This is a genomic window from Ligilactobacillus acidipiscis (assembly GCF_900116935.1).
GTDB lineage: Bacteria > Bacillota > Bacilli > Lactobacillales > Lactobacillaceae > Ligilactobacillus > Ligilactobacillus acidipiscis.
This window is the reverse complement of the sequence record NZ_LT630287.1, coordinates 2,548,209-2,569,901: the sequence shown is the minus strand read 5'-3', so window position 1 is coordinate 2,569,901 and position 21,693 is coordinate 2,548,209. Positions and strand designations below refer to the sequence as shown.

22 protein-coding genes are annotated in these 21,693 nt (G+C 37.8%); 16 read left to right on the top strand and 6 right to left on the bottom strand.

What is annotated here, in order from left to right:
- Window positions 1-19: 19 nt before the first annotated feature.
- From BQ5903_RS11910 to BQ5903_RS11890, 5 genes are all read left to right on the top strand, one after another.
- Window positions 20-526, top strand: a complete 507-nt coding sequence (locus BQ5903_RS11910; RefSeq protein ID WP_010495720.1) for a dihydrofolate reductase — start codon at window positions 20-22, stop codon at window positions 524-526.
- Window positions 527-604: 78 nt separating this feature from the next.
- A complete protein-coding gene (locus tag BQ5903_RS11905) occupies window positions 605-880 on the top strand; it encodes a hypothetical protein (protein ID WP_010495721.1) in 276 nt (91 codons plus the stop codon).
- Window positions 870-1,016, top strand: coding sequence for a hypothetical protein (locus tag BQ5903_RS11900; protein ID WP_154022047.1), 147 nt, complete (start codon window positions 870-872; stop codon window positions 1,014-1,016). The genes BQ5903_RS11905 and BQ5903_RS11900 overlap by 11 nt, the downstream gene beginning before the upstream one ends.
- 510 nt (window positions 1,017-1,526) lie before the next feature.
- Window positions 1,527-2,090, top strand: a complete 564-nt coding sequence (locus BQ5903_RS11895; protein ID WP_010495724.1) for a hypothetical protein — start codon at window positions 1,527-1,529, stop codon at window positions 2,088-2,090.
- Between the two features lie 2 nt (window positions 2,091-2,092).
- Window positions 2,093-2,290, top strand: coding sequence for a hypothetical protein (locus BQ5903_RS11890; RefSeq protein ID WP_010495726.1), 198 nt, complete (start codon window positions 2,093-2,095; stop codon window positions 2,288-2,290).
- A 66-nt stretch (window positions 2,291-2,356) separates the two neighbouring features.
- On the opposite strand, the gene BQ5903_RS11885 is transcribed toward BQ5903_RS11890, so the two are convergent.
- The 3 genes from BQ5903_RS11885 to msrA all read right to left on the bottom strand — a co-directional run bounded on the left by BQ5903_RS11885 (window position 2,357) and on the right by msrA (window position 5,439).
- Window positions 2,357-3,940: a putative polysaccharide biosynthesis protein gene (locus tag BQ5903_RS11885; RefSeq protein WP_079579628.1), complete on the bottom strand. Its 1,584-nt coding sequence runs from the start codon at window positions 3,938-3,940 to the stop codon at window positions 2,357-2,359.
- A 67-nt stretch (window positions 3,941-4,007) separates the two neighbouring features.
- Window positions 4,008-4,541, bottom strand: a complete 534-nt coding sequence (locus BQ5903_RS11880) for a GNAT family N-acetyltransferase (protein ID WP_056971861.1) — start codon at window positions 4,539-4,541, stop codon at window positions 4,008-4,010.
- Between the two features lie 79 nt (window positions 4,542-4,620).
- The gene (msrA, locus tag BQ5903_RS11875; RefSeq protein ID WP_056971860.1) at window positions 4,621-5,439 is read right to left on the bottom strand and encodes a peptide-methionine (S)-S-oxide reductase MsrA; all 819 of its coding nucleotides are present in this window, start codon (window positions 5,437-5,439) and stop codon (window positions 4,621-4,623) included.
- 338 nt (window positions 5,440-5,777) lie between these two features.
- Here msrA and BQ5903_RS11870 point away from each other — a divergent pair, with 338 nt between their 5' ends.
- The 3 genes from BQ5903_RS11870 (at window position 5,778) to BQ5903_RS11860 (ending at window position 9,036) form a co-directional block, all read left to right on the top strand.
- The gene (locus tag BQ5903_RS11870) at window positions 5,778-7,001 is read left to right on the top strand and encodes an argininosuccinate synthase (RefSeq protein WP_010495741.1); all 1,224 of its coding nucleotides are present in this window, start codon (window positions 5,778-5,780) and stop codon (window positions 6,999-7,001) included.
- A 17-nt stretch (window positions 7,002-7,018) separates the two neighbouring features.
- Window positions 7,019-8,401: an argininosuccinate lyase gene (argH, locus tag BQ5903_RS11865; protein ID WP_010495744.1), complete on the top strand. Its 1,383-nt coding sequence runs from the start codon at window positions 7,019-7,021 to the stop codon at window positions 8,399-8,401.
- Between the two features lie 218 nt (window positions 8,402-8,619).
- On the top strand, window positions 8,620-9,036 hold the full coding sequence (locus tag BQ5903_RS11860) for a pyridoxamine 5'-phosphate oxidase family protein (RefSeq protein ID WP_079579627.1): 417 nt from the start codon (window positions 8,620-8,622) through the stop codon (window positions 9,034-9,036).
- A gap of 205 nt (window positions 9,037-9,241) precedes the next feature.
- Here the strand turns inward: BQ5903_RS11860 and BQ5903_RS11855 are convergent, their stop codons facing one another.
- Together BQ5903_RS11855 and BQ5903_RS11850 are read right to left on the bottom strand one after the other, a co-directional pair.
- Complete coding sequence (locus BQ5903_RS11855) at window positions 9,242-10,147, bottom strand: metallophosphoesterase (RefSeq protein ID WP_056972146.1); 906 nt, start codon at window positions 10,145-10,147, stop codon at window positions 9,242-9,244.
- A 172-nt stretch (window positions 10,148-10,319) separates the two neighbouring features.
- Entirely contained in the window at window positions 10,320-11,495 is a 1,176-nt protein-coding gene (locus BQ5903_RS11850) for an MDR family MFS transporter (RefSeq protein WP_079579626.1), read from the bottom strand.
- A 746-nt stretch (window positions 11,496-12,241) separates the two neighbouring features.
- Between BQ5903_RS11850 and BQ5903_RS11845 the strand changes: the two genes are divergently transcribed.
- Together BQ5903_RS11845 and coaE are read left to right on the top strand one after the other, a co-directional pair.
- Window positions 12,242-13,051 (top strand): Cof-type HAD-IIB family hydrolase, encoded by an 810-nt coding sequence (locus BQ5903_RS11845; protein WP_010495751.1) that lies wholly within the window; start codon window positions 12,242-12,244, stop codon window positions 13,049-13,051.
- 120 nt (window positions 13,052-13,171) lie between these two features.
- On the top strand, window positions 13,172-13,768 hold the full coding sequence (gene coaE, locus BQ5903_RS11840; protein WP_010495752.1) for a dephospho-CoA kinase: 597 nt from the start codon (window positions 13,172-13,174) through the stop codon (window positions 13,766-13,768).
- Between the two features lie 92 nt (window positions 13,769-13,860).
- On the opposite strand, the gene BQ5903_RS11835 is transcribed toward coaE, so the two are convergent.
- Entirely contained in the window at window positions 13,861-14,409 is a 549-nt protein-coding gene (locus tag BQ5903_RS11835) for a biotin transporter BioY (RefSeq protein ID WP_010495753.1), read from the bottom strand.
- Window positions 14,410-14,578: 169 nt separating this feature from the next.
- Here BQ5903_RS11835 and BQ5903_RS11830 point away from each other — a divergent pair, with 169 nt between their 5' ends.
- The 6 genes from BQ5903_RS11830 (at window position 14,579) to BQ5903_RS11805 (ending at window position 21,487) form a co-directional block, all read left to right on the top strand.
- On the top strand, window positions 14,579-16,024 hold the full coding sequence (locus BQ5903_RS11830; RefSeq protein WP_010495755.1) for a catalase: 1,446 nt from the start codon (window positions 14,579-14,581) through the stop codon (window positions 16,022-16,024).
- Between the two features lie 561 nt (window positions 16,025-16,585).
- Window positions 16,586-17,896, top strand: a complete 1,311-nt coding sequence (locus tag BQ5903_RS11825) for an IS1380 family transposase (protein ID WP_079578404.1) — start codon at window positions 16,586-16,588, stop codon at window positions 17,894-17,896.
- Between the two features lie 142 nt (window positions 17,897-18,038).
- Entirely contained in the window at window positions 18,039-18,965 is a 927-nt protein-coding gene (locus BQ5903_RS11820; RefSeq protein ID WP_231920873.1) for an iron-siderophore ABC transporter substrate-binding protein, read from the top strand.
- Window positions 18,962-19,984: a FecCD family ABC transporter permease gene (locus tag BQ5903_RS11815; RefSeq protein WP_079579624.1), complete on the top strand. Its 1,023-nt coding sequence runs from the start codon at window positions 18,962-18,964 to the stop codon at window positions 19,982-19,984. Before BQ5903_RS11820 ends, BQ5903_RS11815 begins: the two co-directional genes overlap by 4 nt.
- Window positions 19,981-20,709 (top strand): FecCD family ABC transporter permease, encoded by a 729-nt coding sequence (locus tag BQ5903_RS11810; RefSeq protein ID WP_010495767.1) that lies wholly within the window; start codon window positions 19,981-19,983, stop codon window positions 20,707-20,709. The genes BQ5903_RS11815 and BQ5903_RS11810 overlap by 4 nt, the downstream gene beginning before the upstream one ends.
- A complete protein-coding gene (locus tag BQ5903_RS11805) occupies window positions 20,702-21,487 on the top strand; it encodes an ABC transporter ATP-binding protein (RefSeq protein WP_172823853.1) in 786 nt (261 codons plus the stop codon). The genes BQ5903_RS11810 and BQ5903_RS11805 overlap by 8 nt, the downstream gene beginning before the upstream one ends.
- Window positions 21,488-21,693 lie beyond the last annotated feature (206 nt).

Sequence of the window (21,693 nt, the reverse complement as noted above, 5' to 3'; positions counted from 1 at the left end):
AAAAGGGAAGGGTGGTTTGATGTTAGCATTTATTTGGGCTGAAGATAGTAATCATGGTATCGGTTATCAAGGTCAACTACCTTGGCACATGCCCGCGGACATGAAATTTTTTAAAGATACAACTACAGGTAATACGATAGTCGCAGGGCGTAAAACTTTTGAGAGCTTTAAACGTCCACTGCATAACCGAAAAAATATAGTTCTGACTTCTCGTGATGAGAAAGACTTTCCTGAAGGAGTGGTTGTTTATCATAGTGTAAAAGAGGTATTGGAATACTATACGAGACAACCAAGTCAAAAAATGTTCATTATTGGTGGTGTGCGCTTATTTAAGGAATTTTTACCTTATGCTACAGATTTGTACCGGACAACGATCGACCATGAATTTGCGGTTGATACCTATATGCCTGAAATTGACTATAACCATTTTATGTTAAGTGATTTTGTGGAAGGAAAAGTTGATGAAAAAAACAAATATCCGCATCATTTTGAGCATTTTATGCGAGTCGAACCAGAAAATGAATAAAGATATTGTTGTTGATAAAGAGAGATTCTAAAAGCAGGATCTCTTTTTTGCTAGAACAAGGAAAGGAATTGAGAGAACATGGCAGCTAATTTGGAAGAAAAAATTAATGATACGAATGATCCGGACAAATTAAAACAGTACCTTGAGCCGCTTAGTGATATGGATTTCTGTCAGGTGATAGTTGATTGTGCAGATGGACAAAGGCTGGATAACTTTGTTCCACAGCATAAGTTTCCGGCTTACACGATTGCTTTGCATTGTATTGATCATCAGAAAATCAGTAGTAAGCAGCGGAAAACCATTCAAAATCTTTTTTTAGCGACGAAAGCAAAGGGGACTGACAATGCAGGATAGAAAAGGGCTATTAAAAGCATTATTGATTGCCTTGCTTTTTTTAATACTTGCATCACTTTATTTTAAGCGAGAATCTTTTGAATCTAATAGTACAACCGTAAATAGTAATGAGAATGTCGTGCAAACTTTTGCTTAGTAGTCATATCATGAAGTCATAAGAAAAGAGCCAGAAAAAAATAGTAGTTCTAGAGAATGTATTTAGGAAAAAAGCCGGACACAGACTTGACGTATAATCGACTAGGAAACATAGTGAACTTTTTGTACTCGGCTAAGGAAGGTGCTAAAAACTTTTTGTTGACCCAAGTTAGTCAAGAGATTGGTTAATAAAAACCATTATTTTGGTGGTCGACGAAAACGAATTGTTCTCAAAAAGTAAATACAAAAAAACAGGTGCAAAATGTTGGAAAAGCCAGAATTTTGCACCTGTTTTCAATTTTGAGGCCAGTTTTTCCTAGCTTCCTGCAAAAGGAGCTGTTTGATTAAGACAATTTGAAATAAAAGGGTAAAGAAGGCCATTGATAAATCGATACTTAACAAAATACTTGGAATCAAAGAAAAACTTAACGGAAGTTTTTACTCAGCACAAATCTGTTGTCTATATGATATCATTATGATATCATAATGGGTGTAAGGGGGGTAGATAGATATGTTTACATTTGGAAAAAAGATATCATTTCGGCCATTGATCATTGCTTTAATTTTCTTGTTAGTGGTGGGCTCACCTATTGCCGGCGCTTTTGGCATGTGGGGTTGGGCAGCTGGAATCGGAGTTTTTATTGTTGTAGTCTGTGTTTACTATCCGGGTGTACTTGAACTTGAATTTAACTATATTGAGATCACCGATTATGAAATTAAGTACTATGACTTTAGAAGTTGGTGGAAAAGAGTCTTGATGGTGTTTATGGGTCCAATGACACCATTAAAAAGCATTGATTTAGATGAAATTGTTAGCGCTCGCACTATTGGGCAAGAAAAAGGAGAAAAAATGCCAGTGGGCATGGCTATACCAGCTTCTAATTTTATTGGTGCTTTTGCCGGAGCAGTTTCCACCATCCAGAAACTGTATTGGATCGAAATTGAGTTAGAAAATGGAAAAAAGATAAAGTTATCCTTAGCACATGACAAAGCGTATAATACCGAAAAAACGGTTAAGAAGGCTAAATTAGCAGTAGAATGGATCTTAGCGGATAAGAAGAAAGAAGACCATTAAGAATGAAAAAATTAAGTGGAATTTTGTTCATACTGATCGGTATTTGGGAGTTCTATGCGGTTTACCGGTCCTTTAAAAATGTGCAGAAAAAAGGCAATGAAAATACATCTGGATTCATGCCCCTATCTTTATGGAGTGGTGGAGTTTTCGGATTGATTATGATTGGAATTGGCACTACATTACTATGCAATACACTGTAATATCAAAATTTTGTCAAAAAAGAAGGCTGTAGGACTTAAAAAAAATTTTCCTACGGCCTTTTTAAGTTATTGTTCATCCTTTATTTTGAAAACTCTCTCTGATATTCCTAGTTTATTGACGAGAATAAGGTAAATCACTAAAGCTATGATACCGATCACCCCACAGAAAATAAAACCTGAAATTTTACCAGATGGCAAATAAATGTTTCTTGCTAGCAAGGTGATCAGCGTAATCAAAAGAAAATAGCCAATGTTAATTAGTATGATTGGGAATAGCCGACGTAAACTGAAACCAAATTGTTCGTGAATCTTACGGTAACTTAGAAAGCTCACTAAGCCAAAGGCAATCGCTGTTGCTAAAACAGCTCCCATACCCTGAAAATAGTAAACAAAAGGAAATTGGCAAACTATTTTGGTAACTAAACCAAATAAAAGATAGGTCATTGCTTTGCGACTGTAATGTAATGACTGTAGTAAGGTCAAACCATTGATAGCAATAGCCATGATAACACTTTGCCAAATATTGAAATATAAGAATAAAGCACCTTTAGAATCATAAGTAAAAAAGATACCATTAATTTCGGGTGAAAGTACGGCCAACATTGTAGCAGCCGGCAACAAGATAAATAACAAATAAGATAGATTTTGCTCTAACAACTTTTTGATACCTATACGGTCATGAATTGCATTTTTACCAGCAATCAACGGTAAACTTGTTTCCGCCAGTGCTGTGGCTAATGCAATAATGACAGCAGTGATCTTTGAAGGATTAGCTGAAAAGATAGTATAAATGTATTGAGTGTATTCGGATGATTTAGCTAACAAACCTTGCATGATCTGTTTAAAAAACAGTTGATCTACAATCTGACAAAGGGTGATGCCAGCACCGACGATAACAAACGGCATTGATTCATATGCAATCATAAACAAAGTGTGTTTCATTCCGTGCAGATCAAGCGGTAGACTTTTCTTTTGTTCAGCATGATAAAGCGGCAATTGACGCTGATAATGAAAAAGTAAATAAAAGTAGCTCGCTAGTGCACCAATAAAGGCAGCAAAAACACTGAAGTATACTGCGATAACATAGCTGGCGTGAAACTGATAAATCAGCAAGTAAGTACTGCTTAGGATGAACACTACGCGAAAAATCTGTTCCCAAAGTTGGGAAATTCCAAATGGCCTGAGGTCCTGGTTTCCTTGAAACCAACCACGAATAATACTCATTGAAGGTAGAATAGCTACTGCTGGAGCTAAACTTCTAATAGCAATGGTAGAATTCCGCTGTGAAACAACAGGTGTGTTTTTGGCAAAAAAAGGTGCAAAGAAATATAGAAGAGCAGCAAAGAAAAATCCAGAAATGACCATCAACCAGAAACCAGTTTTGAATAATTTGTGACCATTTTTAAATTTTTGCTGACTATTATACATAGCAACCCGTCTAGCAATACCAGATGGAAAACCTGCAGTACCCAGAGAAAGAAAAATTGCATAAATAGTAAAAGAAGAATTATTTAATGCCTGTGCAGTTGTAATATTGTGGGCAGACCCCATCATGTAAAGCCAGGGAATCAAGTAAACGACGCCCAAAGCACGTGAAAAAATACTTCCAAAAGAAAGCCAAAAAGAACCGGATATCAATTTTTTGTTCACTTAAAATACACCTTACTTATCTAAAAATTTTGATTAAAGGAGGAAAGTTATTTCCCGGGTTATTTTTCTAAAAGTCGTAATAAAAATATATGTCAGCTTTGCCAGACTGAGAGGTATGATCATACACCTTAGTATTTAACCCGCCAATTCTAAATCCAAAAGATAGGTAAAACAAGCAAGCATTAAGGTTGTTGTTTTGGCAAACTGTAAAAATCCCTGCATATTTTGCCTTTTTTGCAAGTTGGCATGCCTGTAACAATAGCTTTTGTGCAATAGCTTGGTGGCGATATGCGACGTTAACTTTTAAATCGTCTAAATAGAGATACTTAAATGGCTGCTTCCTAAAAACAGCTAGTCCCACTGGTTGTGTTTGCGTAAATGCTCCGAGAGCAAAGCCGGTTGCATTGATCTCTGAAAGTTGGTAGTTTTCTTGTGGAAATATTTGTGAAGTACTTTGAGAAGCAGCATAAAAATTGATGTTGTAACACCATTTATTTGATAGCTTAACAACATTTAAATCTCCGATGATTTGAAAAGGCTCATTTTTAAGCTTCAAGGCAGACCGATTATTGTCTACAATGGGCTCGATTTTTATGTCCATATTAGTGTCTCTCCTTGTTAACTTTTCCATAGAGGATCACAGCATTAGAAAAAGCGGATTTATCTTACCGTGATTTGGTTTATTTCTTAAATAAGGTCCTTATCCTGGCATGTAAATGTTGCAGAAATAAGACTTGTTTGCGCGTTCTTTCCAAATGGCGATATCTTGTTTTAAACTTTTTATAAAACTCTTGATGATAATTTTCTGCGGGCCAGAATGTTTTTGCGGGTTCGATCGGAACAATGATTGGTTTTACATATTTATTGGAACTTTGTAATTCACTTTTTGATTTTTCTGCTATTTGTTTTTGCTCGGGTGTTGTGTAAAAAATTGCGGGACGATAATTGTTTCCTCGATCATCAAACTGCCCCTCAGCGTCTGTAGGATCGATCATTCTCCAATATGTTGCCAAGATTGTCTGGTAATTAATTTTTCTTGAATCAAAAATAATCTCTACAGCTTCTACATGCCCAGTTTTGTGTGTCTTGACTTGTTCATAAGAGGGATGTTGCAAATGTCCTCCCGTATAGCCGGATATTACTGATTTAACTCCTTCCTTGGTGTTAAAGGGTTCAACTAGGCACCAAAAGCATCCACCGGAAAAAATAGCACGTTCTTGAAAAGCTGGGTCTTTTTGATAATGAATACTATAATCAAAGCGCATTTTTCCCGCTGGGTCACCTTTTAGTTGCAAATAAAAATCTGCAACAGCAGGTGTTAAGTTATTTCTTAAGGCTAATGGACGTAAATTGAATTCAAGTTGTTCAAGTGAGGTTTTGATTTCTTGACCAGCTTGAATTTTTTTGCGTGTCTGTTCAAGTAATTGCTTTTCCCATTCATGTGTAGCTGTGTTGTTGAGTAAGGTCTGTAAATTTTGTAAAGTTTCAGTTTTATTCATATGTGAAACAGCCTCCTTACTAGTAAAAACCTTGCAACATGCATGTCTGAGTAATTATAGCACAGAGCTATGTGAAACTAATGAACTCGGCCGTTAAATTCTGCAAAGCATATATCTATTTATCGTGAAAACTTTGTTACTACTGAAATATACGCACTAAAAAAATTTTTTCTCAGTAATGAATAACTCAAGTCAGAAAACTTTATTTTTCAGAACCACGCCTATATTATTCACTGAAAATGAATATTATCTCTTTTTATTGCATAAAAGTAAAAAAACTTGCAATATATGTATAATTATTCTACTATTGAGAAAAAATTTTGAAAAGAGGAATTGACATGAGCAAAGAAAAAGTAGTTTTAGCATATTCGGGTGGTTTGGATACTTCTGTGGAGATTGCATGGCTCAAGAATGCTGGATATGATGTGATTGCTTGTTGTATTGATGTTGGTGAAGAAAAAGATTTGAACCAGATTCAACAAAAAGGTAAGGAGGTCGGGGCGATCGGATCAGTAGTAATCGATGCTCAACAAGAATTTGCAGAAGAGTATTGTTTGATCGCATTACAAGCACATACTTATTACGAAGGCGAGTATCCTTTAGTCTCTGCACTGTCGCGTCCCTTGATTGCGAAGAAATTAGTCGAAGTCGCTAAACAATATAATGCAACTACGATTGCACATGGTTGTACAGGTAAGGGAAATGACCAAGTTCGTTTTGAAACGGAGATCCATGCTCTGGCACCTGAATTAAAAATTGAAGACCCAATTCGTGACCAACATATGTCCCGGGAAATGGAAATTGAATATGCTAAAGAAAATGGCATTCCTATTCCGATCAGTAAAGAAAGCCCCTATTCGATCGATGAAAATTTATGGGGACGTGCTAATGAATGTGGCGTGTTGGAAGATCCGTGGGCAACTGCGCCAGAGGATGCTTATGAGAGAACAAATGCTTTGGATAATACCCCAGATATACCTGCTTATTTAGAGATTTCTTTTGAAAAAGGTGTTCCTGTTTCAATTGATGGGGAAGAATATCAATTGCATGATCTGATCAAATATGTCAACAAAATTGCTGGTCAACATGGTATTGGGCGGATCGATCACGTAGAAAATAGGTTGATCGGTATCAAGTCTCGCGAAATATACGAATGTCCCGGTGCCGAAGTTTTGTTAAAAGCGCATAAAGACTTAGAAGACTTGACCACAACGAAAGATTTAGCACATTTTAAACCTATCATAGAAAAAGAAATCACAGATACGATATACAACGCTTTATGGTATACGCCGTTATTTGATTCGTTAAAGGCCTTTTTAGTCGAGAGTCAAAAGGAGGTTAATGGTACTGTCAGAGTTAAACTATTTAAAGGAAATGTTATTTGTGAAGGACGGCAGTCAAAAAACTCCCTGTATGACTTGAATTTAGCTACTTATACTTCTGCGGACTCATTTGATCAAGAATCAGCAGCCGGTTTTATTAAGTTGTATAGTTTACCTTCGACAGTTCATGCCCAGGTTCAAAACAAACAACATATGCCACAAATGCAAGACTTTAAGTAAAGAGTGGGGGAAAACTAATGGAGATAAACCAAATGTGGGGCGGCAGATTTGAAAAAGGAAACAGCACAGATGTCATCGCTTTTAATGAGTCGATTTCTTTTGACAAACGTTTAGCAAAGCAGGATATTTTGGGTTCTCTTGCACATACTAAGATGTTGGTTCATACTCAGATCCTTTCTCAAGCAGAAGGTGAACAAATAATAAACGGCTTAGAAAAACTGCAAAAGAAGTTGTTGGCTGGAAATTTAAGCTTTTCAAGTGATTACGAGGATATTCATATGAATATTGAGACCCTGCTGCAGCAAGAAATTGGTCCAATTGCTGGCAAATTACACACTGCTCGCAGCCGTAATGACCAGACTGCCACGGACATGCATCTTTTCATGAAAGATGAAATTTCCCAGATCATTAACTTGTTAGACCATTTGCTCAAGGTCATTGTTATTAAAGCAGAAAAGAATATTACGACTTTGTTAGCAGGTTATACTCACTTACAACATGCACAGCCTATCTCTTATGCGCATTACTTAATGGCGTATTATGAGATGTTTACGCGAGACCTTCAAAGATTTCAGACAGCTAAAGCCAGTGCTGATGATTCTCCTTTAGGAGCTGCTGCTTTGGCAGGTACGACTTTTCCGATAAACAGGGAGTTTAGTGCACATGAATTGGGGTTTGGAAAAGTCTATCAGAATTCGATCGATGCAGTATCAGACCGCGATTATTTATTGGATTTTTTAAGTGCTTCGGCAACGGTGATGATGCACTTAAGTCGATTCTGTGAAGAGATCATTCAATGGAATTCTTATGAATATGACTACATTGAAATCAGCGATGAGTATGCTACTGGAAGCTCCATTATGCCGCAAAAGAAAAATCCAGATGTTGCAGAGTTGATCCGTGGGAAAACTGGGCGTGTGTATGGGGAACTTTTTTCCTTGCTAACGACACTGAAGGGGCTTCCTTTAGCATATGATAAAGATTTACAGGAGGATAAGGAAGGAGTATTTGACGCAATTGACACAGTAAAAGCCTGTTTGTCATTATTTGCAGGGATGCTTGAGACGATTTCAGTGAAAAAAGATAAGATGGCGGCAGCATTAAAAGACGACTTTTCGAATGCCACTGAGATGGCAGATTACTTAGCAAATAAGGGATTACCGTTCCGACAAGCACATCAAGTGGTTGGAAAATTAGTTCACTATGGAATGGAACATCACTTGCCCTTACAGGAAATGAGGCTGGAACAACTTCAGAAGTTTGAACCAAAGATCGAGGCTGATGTGTATAGTATTTTATCTCCCAAGAAAGCTGTAAAACGACGGATATCATTAGGAGCGACGGATTTTACGCGAGTCAGTGAGCAGATAAAGCGTGCTCAAGAAAAATTATTTCATTAGAGTAAGTTTTAAAAATATGTTGGTATTAAATTGATATGTTTATTTTAGTTATGTCTAGCATGATGATAAAGACAATTTTTTATATAAGGTCAATCAAAAATTTAAGAGAGTCTATGGTAATTTTAGTATTTGGAAAACGGTTTATTTGCTACAAAATAAGGATGCTGGTAAGATATTAATGTTATATTAAAAATTAATTATCGGAGGCATATATTACCATGGCAAAATTAACCAGTGAAATGAAAGAATTATTTGCAAGTGAATTTCCGTTTCTAGCTACCGCTGACAAAAATGGCAATCCTAAGGTCGGACCGAAAGGCTCTTTTAAGGTATATGATGACGAACATTTGGCATATGTAGAATGGACTGGCAAGGAAGCGTTTGCTAATTTGAAGGCTAGTGGCAAAGCTGCTGTTGCAGTTGCAAGCAAGCCGAAAAATGCTGGTTTTCGTTTCGAAGGGACAGCACATATTTACTATCCTAATTCTCCAGAATATACTGAAGCAAAGGAAAAAGGTGGATTTGGCGATGGAATCGCAATCGTTGTGATCGATGTTGAACGAATTTATCAATTAAAAGCGTCTGCTCAATCTGACGATTTGTTAGATGAAAGTGTTCCAGCACGAAGAGGATAATTTACTTATAAAAAAGGACCACTACAATTAGAGCGCAAAATAATGAGGGACTGACCTAAAAGTTCAACAAGTATAAAGTGCTTAAAGGTAGTGGTCCTTTTTCTACGTAAAGTCAATAGTTAAGCCTAATCTTATAGGATTTAGCTGTAATTGTTTAGTATTAAAAAAACACCAGCAGTTTGCTAGTGTTGAAAAGAATAAATAATTAGTAATCGAACATAGTAAACGCATTGTCTAAGACTTCGTCCCAATTACGATGCATGTCATGGACAAAAACGGCTTGTTCTTCAGGATGCTTGGCAAAATGAAAATTTTGGGGTTCACCGTGTGAGCGCAACCATTTTTTCGTAAATGACCATTCATACCGATAACCGATCGGCCGGCAATGCCAGTTAATGTTATTAATATTTTTAACGCCATCACGTGCGTGAATATGACCAAAAACTACATCTGTGGCTGTCTCACTGTAATTTGAAATTACATCACCGATTTTTTTGCTGCCAAGTACACCACCAAGAGCACGCCAAGTTACTGCTTTTCTGTCAAAGGGCGCGGGATACATGATAAATTCCTGACGTGGCACAAAATGAGTTGCGATGATCACTCTTTTATTTTGTTTTTGAAAATCGTCTAACAAAGAAGTAAGATGCATTGCTTGTTTCTGACTGATCACAGGGTCACTTTCTGAACGTTTAATGAATTTATCGATCCAATATTTATTTTTATAATCGGCTACGATTTTGTCAGGTGGCTGTTCGTCAGTTTCTCCTCTGGCAAAGCCGTAATCATACCAACCATTGAAGGGTAATAACACGGTGTCGGAGTTTAAGTTCAAGGGAGTGAAATTTAAAAAACCAGGTGTTTTGTTATTTTCAATATTGTTAGTATCTAACATGTCATGATTTCCAAAATTAAATGTTGTGGGCAAGATCGAGTTGAGTGTTTGGATGATCTCATTGCCTTCACGGCTAAAATGATTTGTAATGTCTCCCGCAATATGCAATTTTGTTGCCCCAGCATCTTTGATATAAGTTCCGATCGCAAGCAGATCATGTAAAGTAAATTTATTAATATCAACATGTAGATCTGAAATGATTGCTAATTTCCCCATTTGTGTTCCACTTTCCCCTTATTATTGAAGATAATAATTAGACTAAACATTTCTAACTTAGCCTATTGAAGCGTGATAGTCAATTTGTTGGCTTAAAGAGACCATGTGGAAGTTTGAATGCAAAAAACACGCGAGTGTCCTATAATCGACTGTGTGTTTTTTTTGCATGTACTTATTGAAGATAATGTTTGTTTACTAATTCAAACCCAAACACTGCTAGCCAGATACAGATGGCTGCTAGTATGAATAAGGTAGTATATGAGATATAGTGGATGATTACAGCTCCAACGATTGGTCCAAGAGCTCGACCAAACGATGTGGCACTAGCAAGCGATCCTTGAAAACGGCCCTTTTGTCCCTCTGGACTAATGTCATTAACAAAGGTTGAGGCGGCAGGGTTAACTAAAATTTCACCCAAGGTTAAAATTGCCATTGCTGTCAGGAAAAGAAAATAGTGATTTCCAGCTACGATCAGGATCAAAAATGAAGACCCGATCAATGCTAACCCACCGTACAAGCGTAGATGCAAATGACTCATTAACCATTCATCGAAATAGGTCATGATTGGCTGAATCAAAACGATCATGACCCCGTTTAAGGTCCAAACTGAACTATAATGTTTGATGCTTAAATTGTTTTCAACCATGAAAGTAGCGATGTTGCTTTGCCATTGTTCATAGAAGATCCATAAGACAACGATGTTAAATAATAGTGCTAATAAAGGCCAAAGTTTGTTAGGAGTCAGCTTATCTGGTTTCGGCAGTGATTCACTGCGATTTGTATTGTGTTGGCTCTCATGATTTCGATAGAATAAAATGATAATTATCGCAAAAATGATAAATAAAACTGTGGAAACCGCAAAGACTTTGCTAATACCAAAAGGTAGAATGTAACCTACCATTAAAGTTCCGATAACCATCCCCAGGTTGCTCATAAAATATAGAATGTTAAAGATGTAACTAGTTCGTTTGTTCTTAACGACGGTTGCAAATGAGTTAATGCAGGTCAAGTTCAAACCATTACCAAAGCCTAACATGACGAGACCTAGCGGAAAAGCAGGCCAACCATTGTTAAACATCAGAAAAGTACTGGCACAAGTGACGATGATGCTCCCGAGAAGGATCGTATAAAAGTGGGACCAGCGATCATAAAGGAAACCGCCTATTGTGTTCCCCAAAACAACGCATAGCGAATTACATAGTAGAACAAAGCCTGCTGTGATCAGAGTTTTTCCCAAGGTATCATGTAAATAAATTGTTGTTAGTGGCCAGATAAAACTTGTGCCGGTATTTGCCAAGAATGATCCGGCAAACAACCATTTAGCTGGCATTCCAGTCTGTTGTTTCAAAATATTGTCCCCCTTAAAAATTACCAAGGTAAAATGAGTGGATCAGAAGGCTGATATTATAGGAACTGAATAAAGTCTTCTGGTTCATACAACCAAATTAAAAACTCAACATTACAATGGCATTTAGACATCGTTACATTGGGCTTTGATTTGTGTATTCGATAGTTGCTAATAATTATTAAACGTGCTGCAAAACGCATCATTGGATACTGGACTGTCATAAAAACACCGTTAACCATCTTAACATAAGGGAAAGATGTTTGTCTGTGGTTTGTCGATAACAACTGAAAATACAGTAAACCTTATTTTTTGAAGGAAAAACCAAAAATTTAGAGAAAGCGCTTGCATTTTTAGAAAAATAGTGTAATATAAGAATTGGAAAGGGGTTAGATCCCACGGAGGTATGACCAAGGTTCAACGTCATACCATGAGTTTTAAAGATATAAGCTATTTCCGACACGGTCAGAGGGAATAGTGTGAAGGTGAATGATGGGATTAAGTACTCCTTTCAAATAACCAAGCCAGCAGGTCATGATAACGGATCACCGATAATGTAAAATAAAATTGTGAAATTTATTGCGGTGATGAAAGGTTAGCATGGGTTGCTGGTTTTTTGTGTCTATTTACATGTATAAATAAAAGTACTCATGGCAGTCAAGGTTGAGTACTTTTTTATTGGAATTTGCTTAATTTGTTCCAATAAGTTAAAATGAAATCGTATTCAAAACACCATAAGGAGTGACATCATGAAAATCAAATTGATTGCCATAGATATTGACGATACTTTGTTGAGTTCGGAAGGGAAAATTTTGCCAAGCACGAAAACAGTACTGCAAAAAGCGTTGAAACATGGTGTAAAAGTTGTTCTATGTTCCGGTCGTCCTTTGCCAGGGATGCGCCCGTTTTTGGATGAACTGGGTATTGCTGGGGATGAACAGTATGCAATCAATTATAATGGCAGCGTTATTGAAACTGTATCAGGCAAAGTGGTAGCTGAAACAGGCTTGAGCAATGCTGTTTATCGACAAATAGATACATATTCAAGTTTAAATGGGTTGCCATATAATGTGTTAGATCGTAATGGAGAGATTTATACTAGTAATCATGATGTAAATAGGATCACAGTCGTTCAAGCCTGGGAAAACAGTGCTGGCCTTCTGATCAGAAAGCCAAGTGAGATGCCAGCAGATTTCGGGATCGTTAAGGGGGTTTTTGTTGGAGAAACTGAAAAACTAGATCAGGCGCAGAGTGGGGTTCAGCAAGAATTTGGCAGCGAAAATTATGTTGTTCGAGCAGCAGATAATTTTTTGGAAATCATGAATGCGACCGCTGATAAAGGTAAGGCCCTCACCAAACTGACTGAAACTTTGGGACCGGATAAGAGTGAAGTGATGGCTATTGGTGATGAGCGTAATGATATTCCGATGTTTGATTTTGCCGGTCAAGCAGTTGCCATGGGGAACTCTTCATCTGCTGCGAAAGAACATGCTTCATATTTAACAGCATCTAACGATAATAATGGGATCGCACAAGCTTTAAATGAATTAGTATTTTAGAATGTCTAATAAAATAAGTAAATGGCTCTTATTGGTATTTGTTGTTTTTTTTCTGTAAAATTAACCTAATGTTTTGCAGCAAGTAAATTATTTTTGATGAATATGGTGGAGGAGTTTGCTATGACGTATGTTTTAGGTTTAACTGGCGGGATTGCTAGTGGCAAAAGTACCGTAAGTGATTATTTATATGAACAAGGTGCCGTGATCATCGATGCAGATGTTGTTTCTCGTGAAGTGGTTCGACCAGGAGCCAAAGGGTTATCTGGCTTGACCGCAGAATTCGGACAGCAAATTTTAGATGAAGGCGGGACTTTAAACCGTGCAGCCTTGGGTGATATCATATTCAATAGCAAGGAAAAAAGAGACATAGTTAATGGCATCTTACATCCTTTGATCAAGGAAGAAATGCTTGCACAGGTTGAAAGTGCTGCACAAAAAGGGACCGATGTGGTAGTGTTAGCAATTCCGTTGCTTTTTGAAAGCCACTGTGAACGGTATTGTGACGCCGTCTTAGTGGTCGATATTGATCCTAATACACAAATTCAACGATTAATAGAACGAAATGGGTACACAAAAGAGCAGGCACAAGCTAGGATCTCTAGCCAAATGGATCCTACTGAAAGGCGTAAACGTGCAGATTTCGTTGTTGATAACAATGGCAGCAAAGAGGAAACGTATCGCCAAATCGATATATTATTGGAAAATGTTTTAGAATAAATGTAAAAAAAGTTCAGGAATTTTGGGTCAAACCAGTTTCCTGAACTTTTTGATTTTTGCCAAAAATGTTTCACGTGAAACATTTAGAAGTTCTAGAACGAAGTGTTTTCACTAAAAGGCTGGGCTTTCAAGGCTTTGGCCATTGTGAAGGCTAAGATAAGTTTGATAGTATCTCCGGGTAAAAACGCTAAGTTTGAGAATAGTGCAGTCATAAAAGGAACCTGACTTTGAATAGTTAGCCAAATAGTACCAATTAAATCGGAGCAGATAACGCCTGCTAGCCAGACAACTAGTAACTTCAGAGTGATCGACTTCTTGTTTTTAAGAAATGATAGTCCAAAGTATATTAAAAAGGGTGTTAAGAGCCAACTAAACATGTAACCAGCTGTTGGTCCAAGTAAAATGGGCAGACCACCGCGACCGCCAGATAGGACAGGCAATCCGAGTGCAGCTAGCAGTAATAAAAGAAATATAGACATTGTTGCATGTTTAGGCTTAAGTATTAATGAAGCGAGCATTACGCCCATATTTTGTAAGACTATTGGCACAGGAATGATTCCCAAAGGGATCCCTGGTATCAGACCAAGGACAACTAGTATAGCAGTCATGAATGCAATAGTTGTTAAATCTTTTGTTTTCAAATTCCTTCTCCTTAACGTCAACCAAAAATATTATACAGGTTAACAATAGTAAAATAGCATAATTTGAGCAAATTAACAACCCAAGATATGCACAAGGCGTTTAAAATTACATTTATTTAATTTTTTGATAGACTAGATATGTCTTAAAGTCTTATAAGGGGGAATTTTGATGTCTGATAATAAACTTAGTACTGGGTCTGGACAACCGTGGGGTGATAATAATCACTCTCAAACAGCCGGTGTTCGCGGTCCGGTCTTATTGCAAGATTATCAACTACAAGAAAAATTAGCTCACTTTAATAGAGAGCGTATCCCGGAACGTGTTGTTCATGCGAAAGGGGCAGGAGCTTATGGTACATTTAAGTTAACAAAAGACATGAGTAAATATACTAAGGCTGATTTGTTCAATGGAGTGGGGAAAGAAACTCCAATTTTCCTTCGTTTTTCGCAAGTAGCTGGTGAAGCTGGTTATCCTGATACATTACGTGATGTCCGTGGCTTTGCCCTCCGCTTTTATACGCAAGAAGGCAATTATGATATTGTTGGGAATAATACACCGGTATTCTTCATTCAAGATCCGTTGAAGTTTCCAGACTTTATCCATTCACAAAAACGGGATCCAAGAACACATTTACGTGACAATAATATGCAGTGGGATTTTTGGGCTCATTCACCTGAATCCTGTCATCAAGTCACATATCTGATGGGGGATAGAGGAAACCCTGCTAGTTATCGAACAATGAACGGTTATGGAAGTCATACTTATAAGTGGGTCACTGAAGATGGTACAGCTTATTGGGTCAAATATCACTTTATTAGTAAACAAGGTGTTCAAAATATGACAGATGAAGTAGCTACTAAAGCTGCTGGTGAAGACACCGACTATTTACTGCATGATTTATTCGATGCAATTGAAAGAAAGGACTATCCATCCTGGAAAGTTTGTGTACAGATTTTGCCTTATGAAGAAGGATTGCACTACAAACATGATATCTTTGATGTAACTAAAGTTGTTTCTCATAAAGACTATCCTTTGACCGAGGTGGGAGAATTCACTTTAAATGAAAATCCGACTAACTATTTTGAAGACGTAGAAGAGGCTGCTTTTGCTCCAGCTAATTTAGTGCCCGGTATTGAGCCTTCACTAGATAAACTATTGCAGGGCCGCTTGTTCGCTTATAAAGATGCTGCGCGTTATCGTTTAGGAGCAAATTATGAGCAGCTTAAAGTCAATCGTCCGTTAAATGGAGTTAAAAATTATGAACGGGACGGGTTTATGTCCCAAGGGCACGGCTCAGAGGTCAACTATGAACCAAATAGTAAGAATGGGCCGGTTGAAGATCATTCAGCAAGAATTCATGGAGATCGGTTAGAGGGTCAAACAGGAAATTATGAAGCATATGAAACTGATAATTTCTCAGCAGCCGGTGACTTATACAATGTCATGAGTGAGGATGAAAAACAAAGATTAGTTAAGACCATTAAAGAAAATCTTGGAGTGGTCGATGATGAAAATATTAAAATTTTAGAAACAAAACAATTTTATCAAGCTGATCCTGATTATGGGATCAGGGTAGCAAAAGCACTAGGCTTGAATTTAGAAGATATCAAATAATAAAAAAATAAAGTTGAAAAACTTTCATCACATTCGTCTATTAAATCAGAGGCGAGTGGTGAAAGTTTTTTTATTGTGAAAAATTACTACAAGTTGTGTAATAACAGCTTGGCTATCGCTCCTCTTGTGAATTGAATTGTAAACGATATTATTTATTCAAATAAGCCTTGCTATTGGAACTAAATATGTGAATAATTGTAATTGAAAACGATTCTCAATTGAGAATCGTTGCTGGCAATACGTCAGTAATAATATAGTGAGGCGGGTATTGTTATGACAAGGTGTAAACGACTACTTAAAGTGGTTTTAATGCTGGTGATTTCTCTTATTTTTATAGGAGGATGTGCAAACAGCTCAAAAGCAAACCATGGTTCTAAAAGTAGTGAAAATAATAACAATAGTAAATCCTGAATTATTCATACTTTTCCCTTAAGGACTACTTTTTGTTGTTGTCATGCTAGTTCGCATCTTTTTCGTTTTTCACCTGTTGGGTGTACAAAAAGAGCACATCCTGTGCTATTGTAAAGTCGATGAAAACCACAAAGAACAGGAGTGCTCCTTATGTCAACTTTACATCATGAAAAACTTTTATTCAATGACCAGATCAACATTTCTAATGACGGTGGTGAGTTAGCGAACGATGCCGGAACTTTATTAATTGCTGAATTTCTGCACCAAATTCACTTTGACCAGCTCTTAGAAGATAACTTGCATTTTAAAGATGACCGTAAATATTGTACCTTTCCCTTGAACAATTTATTTAAGCAGTTGCTGTTGCAATTGCTGGCAGGATACTGCCAAGATCAGTCGGCTAATACCTTGTCACACGCCGTTGATTTTAAGCTGGTCTTGTCTCAAGCGGTCGCTTCCCAGCCGACACTTTCACGCTTTATCAATCACATTTCAGCGTCTGGGCTCTTTTCAGTCAAATCATTGCTCGGCTCGGTAGCTCACTTTGTTCTTGGGCAGCTAAATCAACATCAGCTGATCCTTGATCTAGATTCGACACATGCCGATACGTTTGGTGACCAAGAAAAGAGTGCTTATAACGGTCACTACCAGACCAACGGTTATCATCCTTTACTAGCCTTTGATGCTTTATCGGGCTGCTTGTTGAATGCTCAATTACGCCCCGGCAATCGCTATACTTCCCAAGGTGCGACTAAATTTTTATTACGGAGCTTACGGGCCTATGACGGATCTTCCCTGGATGTCTTAGTGCGGGGAGATTCTGGTTTCGCAGCTCCAGGGATCTACCATGCGTGTGATAAAAAGCAGGCTAAGTTCGTGATTCGTTTAAAAGCGAACTACCAGCTCCAAAGTCGGGCTGAGCACCTGATCCAAGTGGGTGACCAGGACTTCACCGAAGCTGAAGTCCAATGGCATGTCCTGCGAGACTATTGTCCTCAAAGTTGGTCACGACCTTATCGTGTGATTATTAAATCAACGCGGCCGGCGGGCAACTTTCTGTTTGACCATGAGTTTATCGTGACCAACTTGGAAGAATTAAGCGGTCCACAAGTCTTTGCCCTCTATCACCAACGCGGTTCCATGGAAGACTTGATCAAAGAAGTTAAACGTGGCTTTCACTTTGATAAAACGGACAGTTCTAGTTTTGAGGCCAATGAGTTCCGGATGCTGGTAGCTGGGGTCGCTTATAATATACTGCAAGCCATGAAGAACTTAGTTTTACCAACAAAGCTTAAACACGCTCAGGTCGGGACGATCCGTTTTAAATTACTCCATGTGGCAGCTAAGGTCACGCACCATGCGCGTCAAGTCTGGGTCCATTTATCTCAGACCAATGTGTTCGATAAATTATTTTGGCAGACACTGTTCAAGATTCAAAATCTAAAAATATATCCGCTGTGAACTCACAAAATAAAAAATGTTTTTCTTAGGGAAAGGGTGAAGTCTGTCCTTTTTTAAACAGTCCGACAACAAAACTAACAAAAAGCTGCTTTTTTTACACACTAAAGTAACTTTGCACAAAGTTTTAACTGCAACGAAAAGTATGAATAATTCAGGTAAATATCCACTGAAAATAAAGAATAAATTTGGTACTACAGTTATTAAACAGAAACCTAAGAGAATTGCAACGATTCAGTGGGGGAACCAAGACGTTTCTTTGGCATTAGGTGTTGTGCCGGTTGGATTCTCAGCGGCCAATTTTGGTGTTAAAGACAATAGCGGACTTTTACCATGGACTAAGAAGAAATTGGATCAGCTTGATGAAAAAAATCCGAATGTTTACAAAGACACAGATGGACTTGATTTTGAAGCTATTGCTGATTCTAAACCAGATGTTATCTTAGCTGCCTACTCAGGAATTACTAAAGAGGAATATAAAACATTATCAAAGATCGCACCAGTGGTAGCTTATCCCAAGTCAGCATGGACAACTTCATGGAAAGAACAAATTCATCTTGATTCTAAGGGAATGGGGATGGAAAAACAGGGAGACAAACTGATCAAACAAACAGAGCAAAAAATAAATACCAGAGTCAAAAAGTATCCCCAGTTAAAAGGAAATACAGTCACATGGGTCAATTTTTCAGCCAAGGATCTTTCTAAGTTCCAGATTTACACCTCTGCAGACCCGCGACCGGCCTTGTTAAAAGAATTTGGCTTAAATTATCCCGAGAATATAACCCGGGAAATAAAGAGTAAAAATAGTTATTCAAAAGATTTCAGTTCCGAAAAAGAATCTGTTTTAAATGATACAGATATTATCGTTGGCTATGGAGATAAAAAGTTATATCAGACTTTAAAAAATGATCCAGTTTTAGGTCAGGTCCCAGCTATTAAACGGGGCTCAGTTGCTTTTATTGGTAGTGATTCACCTATTGTTGCTGCTGGAACGCCAACGCCATTATCGATCAGTTATACCTTAGATGAGTATCTTAGATTATTAGGAAAGGCAGCCGGCAAAGTTCAATGACAGCAGTTGATCACGTGAAATCGCATAGTCGCATTAAATGGAAGCTGATCTCATCTTTGTTTGTGTTATTGATTTTTGCAGGTTTTGCTTCAGTTTTCTGTGGTGTTAAAGATATTTCTGCACACGATGTTTCTTCTATTTTGCTTATGCAGAAAGTAAGCGACCCTCTTGTGGAAAGCATTGTTCAGAAAAGGATAATCCGGACTTTTTTTGCAATTTTATGTGGGGTAGCTTTAGGTATCTCTGGAGCTTTAATGCAGGGGGTCACTCGTAACCCCTTGGCTGACCCAAGCATCTTAGGAATTAATACAGGAGCCTCTTTCTTTGTGGTTTGCGGTCTGGCATTTTTTAAAATCAGCTCAGCCTGGCAATATATTGGACTAGCTTTTATCGGAGCCTTAGCAGCTGTAACTATTGTTTTTGGAATCGTTTTTTTGGAACGTAAAGTTGATCCGTTAACGCTGATCCTTTCTGGTACAGCGGTCAGTATTATGTTTTCTTCTTTAGTTACGACTGTGATTTTAGTTAAGCAAGATTCCCTGGACCAATTTCGTTTTTGTCAAGTCGGAAGTTTAGGTTCGGCAACAAGTCAGGGAACAATGATCTTTGTTCCAATATTTATTGCAGGTTTTATATTGGCGATGTGTTGTGCACCTGGATTGAATGCGTTGATGCTTGGTGATGAACTTGCAAGAAACTTAGGAGTCAATGCCGTGTTGATTAACGTTTGTGCTTGTATAGCCGGTATTATCTTATGTGCAACTGCAACTGCTTTAGCCGGACCGATTGCTTTTATTGGTTTGTTATCTACACATATGACGAAATTGATCGTTGGATCTGATTTAAGAAAAGTAATTCCTTTATCTTCTCTGACTGGAGCGTTATTTTTAACGATCGCTGATGTAATCGGCCGGTTAGTCAGTGATTCTAATGAAATTAGTGTTGGAATCATAACAGCGTTAGTAGGCGCTCCTTTGTTGGTCTACTTAGCAAGAAGAATGAAGGTGCAAGCCCAATGATGGATGAAAATAATTCTAGTTCAAAGAAGTTTGTTGGGTCACAACGTCGTAAGATCCGTCGTTTTCTTTCAGTGGGTATATTAGGTGTAGTGTTGCTGGGGCTAATAGTTTTCTCGCTTTTATATGGGAGAACGATATATTCAATTTCAGAGGTTAGCCAAGTTATTTTGGGTAGGTTTGTTCCTGGCGCTTCTTTTACCATTTTAACCTTAAGATTACCTAGGATGATTGCTGCAGTTTTAGCTGGCTTTTCTTTTGGGATAGCTGGGTATATTTTTCAAACTATGTTACGGAACCCGTTGGCTAATCCTGATATTTTGGGGATCAGTTCTGGTTCAAGTTGTGCTGTGGTGATCTGCATTCTTGTTTTTCATGCTGGTCAGATGACACGCTCACTTGCGGCAGTATGCGCAGGATTATTGACCGTCATTATTTTATTTGGTTTATCTGGGCATAAAAGGGTGGTTGCTACACAGATCATTGTAGTTGGTATCGGATTACAAGCCTTTTATAACGCAATAATTTCGTATCTGACAGTGACTGGTGACCAAAGAGATCTGCCTGAAACGTTACGTTGGTTGAACGGTAGCTTGGATAGTGTAATGCTAGCCCAACTTCCTTTTCCGTACCGTTTTCCAGTTGGTGTTGTAACTGGACTGATAGGTGCGCCTTATCTAATTTGGCAATTGATGGTAATTAGTAAACGGGGTGGATATGATGAGTGAGCATGAATTTTACTGTGAAAATATTAATGCCGGTTATTCAGAAAGAAATATACTAAATAATGTTTCCTTACGTATACCAGCTGGGAAAATTAGTGTTTTGATCGGTTCTAACGGTTGTGGAAAGTCGACTTTACTGAGAGTTTTGGCCGGATTTCTTATCCCGACTTCAGGGCAAGTCAGGTTGGATGGCAAGCAGTTGAAAAAGTATTCAGCTAAACAAGTGGCGCAGATCCTTGCAGTACTGCCGCAACAGTCTAGTGCGCCTGTGGGCTTAAAAGTGATCGATCTTGTCAGTCAAGGTCGTTTTCCTCATCATTTTGTTTTTAGCAGATTCAATAAGCAAGATGAAGACGCGGTTTTAGAAGCAATGGAAATGGTTGGCATTACAGATTTAGCAAAGAGAGATGTTAGTGGGTTGTCTGGTGGTCAAAAGCAACGAGTTTGGATTGCTCTTGCATTAGCACAACAAACGGATATTATCTTTTTAGATGAACCGACAACATTTTTAGACATGACTTATCAAGTTGAAATTTTGGATCTGCTGTCCGATTTAAATAAACGTTTCGGTAAGACTATTGTTGTTATCTTGCACGATATCAACTTGGCTGCTCGTTATGCTGACCGACTTTTTGCCTTGAAAGACGGCATGTTGATCGAGGAGGGGGATACCGGAAAAGTGGTAAAAAAAGATTTGATTAAAGAAGTTTTTGGATTAAACTCAGTAATCGTTGAAGACCCAATTACGCATAGTCCCGTGGTAGTCCCGATCGGAAAATAGGCAAAAAAAGGAATGACTAGTTCGTTTGTAATTAACAAGCGCACCAGTCATTCCTTAATACTTCGAGGATTATCCATATGTCATTCTCTCCTTAAATATTTTGCGTGACAGAAAATTATTTTTTTGGCAAGAAAATGTCGTTGTAGATGTTTTCTTTGCGCCAATCTGAAAAAGACAAATTGTTTTTGCGCTTGGATTTCGAATAA